This window comes from Microbacterium sp. Bi128 (genome assembly GCF_918698205.1).
This window is the reverse complement of the sequence record NZ_CAKKMM010001204.1, coordinates 1-1,573: the sequence shown is the minus strand read 5'-3', so window position 1 is coordinate 1,573 and position 1,573 is coordinate 1. Positions and strand designations below refer to the sequence as shown.

Below are 1,573 nucleotides of genomic sequence, written 5' to 3'. Positions count from 1 at the left end.
GCAGAATATGTTGGGGGTCACACACCGGCATCCGTAGAATCGAACTACGCCAACGAACTGTTCTGACCTACCGAGGAGGCCCACGTGTCCATCAGCGCCGAGAACACGACTCACGAATCAGTGGCCGCGGGGCACACTGCTCCGGAGCCGACGCCCGAAGAAGCGGCCCAGCTCAAAGAGCTGTACCGGGATTTTGACCGCGAAAACCTGATCCCGCTGTGGACCGAGATCGCAGACCTCATGCCGATGGTCCCGACCCCCAAGGCGGTCCCCCACGTCTGGCGGTGGAGCGACCTGTACCCGCTGGCTGCCCGTGCCGGCGATCTGGTCCCGGTGGGCCGGGGCGGGGAACGCCGGGCCATCGCCCTGGCCAATCCCGGCCTGGCCGGGACGCCGTACGCCACACCCACGCTGTGGGCAGCCATCCAGTACCTCGGCGCCCGCGAAACGGCGCCCGAACACCGTCACTCGCAAAACGCCTTCCGCTTCGTCGTCGAGGGCGAAGGGGTCTGGACTGTGGTGAACGGGGACCCGGTGCGGATGTCCCGCGGCGACTTCCTGCTGACCCCGGGCTGGAACTTCCACGGGCACCACAACGACACCGATGAGCCGATGGCCTGGATCGACGGCCTGGACATCCCGTTCGTGCACTACGCTGACGCCGGCTTCTTCGAATTCGGCACCGAGCGCGTCACCGACGAGGCCACCCCGGACATCTCCCGCTCCGAGCGGCTCTGGGCGCACCCGGGCTTGCGCCCGCTGTCGGGCCTGGATGACACCACGAGCTCCCCCATCGCGGCCTACCGCTGGGAACACACGGACCGTGCCCTGTCCGAGCAGCTGCTGCTCGAGGACGAGGGCCATCCGGCCACTGTGTCCCAGGGCCACGCCGCCGTCCGCTACACCAACCCCACCACCGGTGGGGACGTGATGCCGACCATCCGCGCCGAATTCCACCGGCTCCGCGCCGGGGCCAGCACCGAAGCGGTCCGCGAGGTGGGCTCCAGCGTCTGGCAGGTTTTTGAAGGCTCCGGCTCGGTGGTCCTCAACGGCGAAACCCGGACCCTGGCCAAGGGCGACCTCTTCGTGGTCCCGTCCTGGCAGAAATGGTCGCTGCAGGCCGGAACCCAGTTTGATCTGTTCCGCTTCAGTGACGCCCCCATTTTTGAACGGCTGAACTTCAACCGCACCTACATCGAAGGACGCAACAAGTAATGAGACTTCTCACCCTCCGCACCTCTGTTGGAGACAAAACAGCTAATAAGGCTGTCCGCCAGGACGGCGACACCCTGACCGAGATCGACGGCTTTGCCGACGTCGGAGAACTGCTCCGCACCCAGGACTGGGAAGCAACCGCTAAGGCGGCGGCCGGCGCCACGCACCCTCTCGAGGGCGCCGACCTGGACGCCGTCGTGCCCTCCCCCGGCAAGATCATCTGCGTGGGCCACAACTACCGCAACCACATCAAGGAAATGGGCCGGGAAGTCCCCGAGTTCCCCACCCTGTTCGCCAAGTACCAGGAATCCCTGATCGGCCCCAACGATGACCTGGCGCTGCCGCAGGAATCCGACGC

Annotated in this window: 2 protein-coding genes; both read left to right on the top strand. The window is 66.4% G+C overall.

Features of this window, described 5'->3' with window-relative positions; genetic code table 11:
- Positions 1–84: 84 nt before the first annotated feature.
- Positions 85–1,215 (top strand): cupin domain-containing protein, encoded by a 1,131-nt coding sequence (locus LQV45_RS31260; RefSeq protein WP_230011234.1) that lies wholly within the window; start codon positions 85–87, stop codon positions 1,213–1,215.
- On the top strand, positions 1,215–1,573 hold a 359-nt coding region (locus LQV45_RS31255; protein WP_230011230.1), incomplete at its 3' end, for a fumarylacetoacetate hydrolase family protein. The genes LQV45_RS31260 and LQV45_RS31255, both read left to right, overlap by 1 nt.